5 protein-coding genes are annotated in these 5,875 nt (G+C 67.5%); 3 read left to right on the forward strand and 2 right to left on the reverse strand.

All coding sequences use genetic code 11. The features are described from left to right. Positions 1–244: 244 nt before the first annotated feature. Together ACFXA3_RS32120 and ACFXA3_RS32125 are read left to right on the forward strand one after the other, a co-directional pair. Positions 245–2,146 (forward strand): DNA/RNA non-specific endonuclease, encoded by a 1,902-nt coding sequence (locus ACFXA3_RS32120; protein ID WP_385192545.1) that lies wholly within the window; start codon positions 245–247, stop codon positions 2,144–2,146. A gap of 31 nt (positions 2,147–2,177) precedes the next feature. Then, a complete protein-coding gene (locus tag ACFXA3_RS32125; protein ID WP_385192547.1) occupies positions 2,178–3,230 on the forward strand; it encodes a hypothetical protein in 1,053 nt (350 codons plus the stop codon). A gap of 116 nt (positions 3,231–3,346) precedes the next feature. Here the strand turns inward: ACFXA3_RS32125 and ACFXA3_RS32130 are convergent, their stop codons facing one another. After that, on the reverse strand, positions 3,347–3,940 hold the full coding sequence (locus ACFXA3_RS32130) for a transposase family protein (protein ID WP_385192550.1): 594 nt from the start codon (positions 3,938–3,940) through the stop codon (positions 3,347–3,349). 133 nt (positions 3,941–4,073) lie between these two features. Beyond that, positions 4,074–4,256: a hypothetical protein gene (locus ACFXA3_RS32135; RefSeq protein ID WP_385192552.1), complete on the reverse strand. Its 183-nt coding sequence runs from the start codon at positions 4,254–4,256 to the stop codon at positions 4,074–4,076. Positions 4,257–4,683: 427 nt separating this feature from the next. Here ACFXA3_RS32135 and ACFXA3_RS32140 point away from each other — a divergent pair, with 427 nt between their 5' ends. Beyond that, entirely contained in the window at positions 4,684–5,664 is a 981-nt protein-coding gene (locus tag ACFXA3_RS32140; RefSeq protein ID WP_385192555.1) for an endonuclease/exonuclease/phosphatase family protein, read from the forward strand. Positions 5,665–5,875: the final 211 nt, after the last annotated feature.

Here is a 5,875-nt window from a genome sequence, read left to right on the forward strand (position 1 = left end):
CTCTGATTCCCCCCCCCCCCCGCTGGGGCGCCCCCCTTTTTTTCGCGAGTGTGGGTGGCGCGCCGCGGGCCCCCGGCCCCCGGCCCCCCAAGGCGCCAAAGGCCGGACCTCAGGGCGTCACCTGTGGTGCGGCCCCGCCCATCCATGAAGACAGAAAAGAGATCTGACGAACATGTACAAGAGATGCCTCCGTGGCACAGCCCGAATACGTGGCCGGTCGGCGTTGCTTTCCGTATTGATTGCCGTGACGCTGGGACTCGCCACGACGGGTGCTGCCACGGCACAGCCCGCCACGGAAAGGTCTGGGCAGGCGGAGAGGACGGAGCGGTCCGACGCTTCAGCCGCCGTCATGACGACGAGCGCCCTCTCGGAAAGGTCCGAGGAACACTGCGAGGCCACAAAGGCAGGCTCGAACGAGCGCAGGAAGGGTGCCGTCGAGGCATGCGTGAGCATCAGCCCCTCCACGACCAGGGCCGGCTCCACGACCAGGGCCGGCTCCACGACCCGTGTCGCCTCCGCACAGCCACTGGCTGGCGGCAGCTGCAGCATCACCGGTGCCGGCAACTACTCCTACGAGCGCTTCACGTACTGCGTGACCGGGCTGGACGTCCTCTACACCCTGCGCGACGCCAACGGCGTGGAGATCGGGCGAGGCACCCTGGAGGTCTCCACCAGTGCGTCACTGCCTGCCTCCGGAACGACCTGGAGCGAGCAGGTCACCGTGAAGATGGCCTCAGGGAAGGGTGACGTCACCGCCCTGACAGCCAAGTTTCGGGCCGCCTGCGAACCGGGTTGCAAGGTGACGAAGGCCGCGCCTTGGTTCGGCGGCAATCTGACCGTGGGACAGTCCCTCACCGGCACCGTGGCGTATTCCTCGACCCCTGCGGCGGGTGCCGTTGCGGAGTTCGATACCTCGTACAGCATGTACGTGACCATGCCGGGCGCCACGATTACCGATCCGAACGCCAAGTGGACGAACCCGCGCAAGATCCGCTGTGACGACGCGGTCGGAGACTCTGCGGGCGCCCCGTCGCCGGGCTGCGTCATCCCGTCGGTCATGGCCGTCGTTCCGATGAACGCACAGGGCTCGGATCCGGGTGGCGCAGTGGCCGCCTACCAGTGGGCGCAGCAGCACCTAAGCGACGGCTGGGGGAAGAGCAAGCCGTTGACCCGGCAGAAGAGCGGCACCGCCGACCGCAGGGACCGTACGTGCGGAAGCGCGGGTACGGCGCCGTTCGTAACCAACACCGACCTCGTCGAAACCGACACCTGCGGCGAGTTCCCCTTCGCGGAAGTCAAGGAGGGGGGAATCGACGGTGCCCGGTGCGTCGAGGTGATTCCCAATGCCAGCAGCGGCGGCTGGGATACCTACGTCCTCGGTAACAGTCTGGAACTGGATCCGGCATCGCCGTGCGTGCGCGCCCATGTCCTGGCAGACGACAAGAAGTTCGCCGACAACAAGCTCACTGAGGGATTTCAGAGCCAGCGGGTGATCGACGCGGAGCAGTTCAAGGTGGAGTTCACGACACCGGCCGCAGCCCCGCAGGCCTCCTGCCTGGCGAACTGGCCGACTGGGGCGCTTCCCTCCGGTAACGGGTGGAGAAGGAACACCACCGAACCTGTCGCCCACGTCAACAAGACCATCACCCCGATAGGCCCGGCCGGCACCCGGCCGACCATGGCCCAGGCCTGCCTGGGCAAGAAGCCCGGGAAGGGCAAACCGGCCTCGGGTGACATCACGGGCTGGCAGGACGCACAGAAATTCGCCAACGACCACTCTCCCGGCACCGGCCAGGCCCGCTGTCACCTGATCGCGAACATCCTCGGCGGACCGGGCCAGATCTTGGACGGCGGCCAGGACAACCTGGTCCCCTGCTGGCAGGCGGGGATGAACACCGGAACGCCTAGCATGAGGACATTCGAGGCCCAGGCTCAGAACACAGTGAAACTGGCTTCCTTCGGACCTGACGATGCGATCTTCTACCAAGTGACGCCCGTCTACCGGGACGCCACGAGCACCATTCCGGTGGGAGTGACAATGACCGCTAATATCGAACGGGCGAACGGGACAACGGAGTTGTTGTTCCCCAACGTCTACGTCCCGAACACCCAGAAGGATACTGGGGCGTTCAACCTCGGAAACTGATTTCAGCCAGCGTATGCCTTCGGGAGCCAATATGAGTCAAACCACTCCATCACGACCGTTTGACGTTGCGGCGCTCTTCCCGCAATTGGCTCCGCTGGCACGTACAGCCACGCGGCTGCATCCCCGTCCAGGATCACCCACACCGCGCGACAGCTCTGTCGGCGGGCCGCTGCTCTGGCCCGCCGGCGAGCCGTGGCCGCACTGCGACGGGCCGCACGAGTGGGACGGGGTAAACGTGGCCCTCTCGCCGGAAGACGTACGGGTACTGCGTCGTAGCCGGGCGGCGGCGGAGGATCGGCGGCGCCGCGATCCGCAGGAGCCCTGGGCCACGCCCGAGGAACTGGCGACCGAGAAGCGGATCATGGCTGGCCGGCCGTGGCCCGAGGGCGCGATCGCCATGCTGCCAGTTGCTCAGTTGTACATGCGCGATGTGCCCTTGCTTGACCGGCCTGCGCAGTCCGAAGCCGATCTGCTCCAGGTTCTCTGGTGCCCCTTCAATCACCCAGAACACCCCAGGACCGCTTTGTTCTGGCGTTCGGAAGCGACTGTGGCCGAAGTCCTTGCCACGCCGCCTGAGCCGTCGGCGATCCAGTTTGACACCTACCTACCGGAACCGTGTCTGCTTACACCGGAACTGGTCACCGAGTACCCCGACTATCTGGAGCTGGGGCAGGAACTCCAGGACCAACTGGGGGACTGGAGCAGGTGGCAGGCGGCAGCCGGAGTGGCGCCGGACAGCTCCTACGAGGTCGCCCCGCAGGAGCTTTACATGGACATGCTGTCTACCTCGCCCGGCTGGAAGACCGGTGGCTGGACCCGTTGGGGTCTCACCAACCCCGTTCCCCGGCTCTGCCAGGAATGCGGAACCGAGGCTGATCCGCTGTTGACCATCGCCACCACCGAATGGAACGGCGGCAGCGGCGAGAGCTGGTCTCCCGAAGAGGAACCGGCGAACCCGACGCCGCTCATCCCCGGCACTCCACCGGCGAACTTCACCATGATCGACATCGCCGGCGGCTACGACCTGCAACTACACGTGTGCCCGGCATCCCCGAACCATCCGCACATCGAACTCATTCAGTAAGCCGGCGCTCACATCTCCTACCGAGGGCAATCGGCCTCGGACGCCCGGAGCCGACTGGCTGACGAGGTCGTGCACGGCTGGCGGTGACGCGTCGAAGGTGCAGGTCGGCCCGGTGGTCACTGTGGCTGACGGTCCCCGCGGGTGGTGGTCTGCCGGTGCGAGAGCAGTCCGGCGATGGCTCGGATCGCGTCGCTCATGTGGTCGCGGCGGCCGTGGTGGCGGGCGGGGGCTCGCCAGTTCTTGAGGCGTGCGATGGCATGCTCGACGCGCACCGGCGTGAGGAATGTGCCGTGCGCCGGCGTTCGTAGACCTCCTCGTACCAGTCCGGTGGGCCCTTCTCGTACTTGCGGTGTGGTGGTGTCACGACGCGGCCGCCGGGTCTGGGCGCCCAGGTCCTGGCCGCCGGCGTCGGCAAGGATCTCCACGGCCGGACCGCCAGCCAGGTGCTTGGCCAGGCCTGACTGCCTGGCATGGGTAGTGTCGGCACAGCTTGCCGGCCGGGCTGGACTGCAGAACAGGAGCCTGCCGCTGGCGTCGGTCAGGACCATGGCCTTGACAGCGTTCTGCTTGTTCTTGCCCGAGATGAACTTATCCCTGTCCTTGCGGCTGACGGCGGGCCCGCGAACCCGGATCTCGGTGCCGTCGACCGTCCCGGCCTGTCCGCTGGCGCCGAGGTGGTCGAGGACTTCGGCGAGGGTGCGGAGCCACATGCCGAGCACTCCGACGGTTTGTGGCAGATCGTCTACGGGCCGACGTACACCCGGCCGCCGCGGCCGCGGCCAGTGACCCCGGACGCGCGTTGGCTGCATTGGTGACATCGAAACACCAACCCGGAAGTCCAGGTCAGCACCGCAGCTCCGCCGCGCGCTCGCTCATCACCTCCACGGCGTCGCGCAGCTGAGGGCGTGGTGCGGGGTGGGCCTCCCGGATGAGCTTCACCGCGTGAAGCCGCCGACCACTCCTGAGCAGCTCGTCCACCTCGTCCCGGACCCCCGGCTGCAACGCGTCCCAGATCGAGTTCTCCATGGGCCGATTCAATCAACTCGCCCTTTCCCACGGCCACCGGACGAGGTCTCACTTTTGTCGTGGCCTGTTCCGGCCGGTACTACCGCTCGGAGGTTGAGTGCCCCGCGCCGCCCTCGTCCTGTTCGATCGAGAGGGAACACGGCCGCACCAGCTGAATGAGGATGGCCGCCCCTGGCGTCGGGGGACTGGGCGAGGGCGGGTTGGCTCCGTAGTCGCTGCCTCAGCACGGCCATGGTCCGGGGCAAGATCACGGCCGAGGCCGCCGTGGCCGTGATGGTGATGTGGGAGCGAGGAACCGGTCCCGCAAATCGTCCGACAACTGCTGCCGATGAGTGAAGCTACAGGCGCGTCCACCCGACGTATCAAGCCCGGCCGGATGCGCCCGAAAGACTGGTCCGAGACCTGGTCAACGACGACGGGAGCAGGCGTGAGCTTGATCATCGGGACCTGGAACGTAGAGAACTTCTGCCGACCGCTGCCGACGGGCAGCGTGCCCAACCCCAACAAGTGCGCCGCCAAGGACCAAGCCACCTACGACGCCAAAGTCGAGGCCTTGGCCAGCGTCATTACCGAGATCGGGCCGGATCTGCTCGGCGTGCAGGAGGTCGGCAGCCAGGAGGCGCTGGACGATCTGGTGGCCAAGCTGCCGGGCACCTGGCACACCGCCCTGTCGAACCACCCGGACCCCCGCGGCATCCGGGTCGGCGTCATCAGCCGCTTCCCTCTGCTCGACGTCCGGCAGCGCAAGGACTTCCCGGACCACCTGCGCCCCATCCAGGTCGAGGACCAGGGCGACGACGCCCTCACCAGCGAGATGGGCCGCGGCGGTCTGGCCGTACGGGTGGAGCCATCTCCCGGTCAGAGCCTCCACGTGGCCGTCTGCCACCTGAAGTCGAAGCTGCTGACCTTCCCGAACAAGCAGCACATCACCAACGACGAGCGCCTGCGCGCCCGCTATGAGGCTTACGCGCTCTTCCGTCGCGCCGCCGAGGCCGTCACCATGCGTGGCCTGGCCGACGATCTGCTCCAAGGTGACGGCAAGAACCGCCATGTCATCGTGCTGGGCGACTTCAACGACGAGTGGCAGGCCGCCACCACCCAGATCCTGTACGGCCCGCCCGGCTCGCAGATCGGCACCGGCGGCTTCACCCACCCCGACGACCCGGGCGACGCCAACCGCCTGTGGAACCTGGCCCCGCACATCCTGGAACAGGGCGGCTTCTCCCGCATCTTCGAGGGCCAGCACGAACTGATCGACCACATCATGATCAGCCACTCGCTGCTCGCCAAGTTCCAGGAGGTCTCCACCGGCAACGAGAAGCTGCCGAGCGTGACGGAGGCCCAGCCGGCCGCGGCCCACGACAAGCCGTCCGACCACTCACCGGTGGTGGCGAAGTTCAACCTGTAGGGGCAGGTGGCCCGGCTGCCCCGGGCGGCGGGACCGACTCGTTCACTGTGGCTCGGCCCCGGCATGGAGGAGCGGCGCAATCAGATCGACCGCTTCTTCCCAGGGGAAGCGGTCGGCCCCGCCGCCGGACTTCGGACGGTGGGGCTCGTAGCTGCCGATCAGCGGGGGGGCCGCCCGAGACGGGGGGTGGGCGGGGGCGCGTGTGGGTTGG

Source organism: Streptomyces sp. NPDC059456, assembly GCF_042750055.1.
Classification (GTDB): Bacteria; Actinomycetota; Actinomycetes; order Streptomycetales; family Streptomycetaceae; genus Streptomyces.

Coding starts and splice junctions, on each gene's coding strand:
- ACFXA3_RS32135 (WP_385192552.1), bottom strand. CDS start 4,256: ATGGAGAACTCGATCTGGGACGCGTTGCAGCCGGGGGTCCGGGACGAG.
- ACFXA3_RS32125 (WP_385192547.1), top strand. CDS start 2,178: ATGAGTCAAACCACTCCATCACGACCGTTTGACGTTGCGGCGCTCTTC.
- ACFXA3_RS32130 (WP_385192550.1), bottom strand. CDS start 3,940: ATGTGGCTCCGCACCCTCGCCGAAGTCCTCGACCACCTCGGCGCCAGC.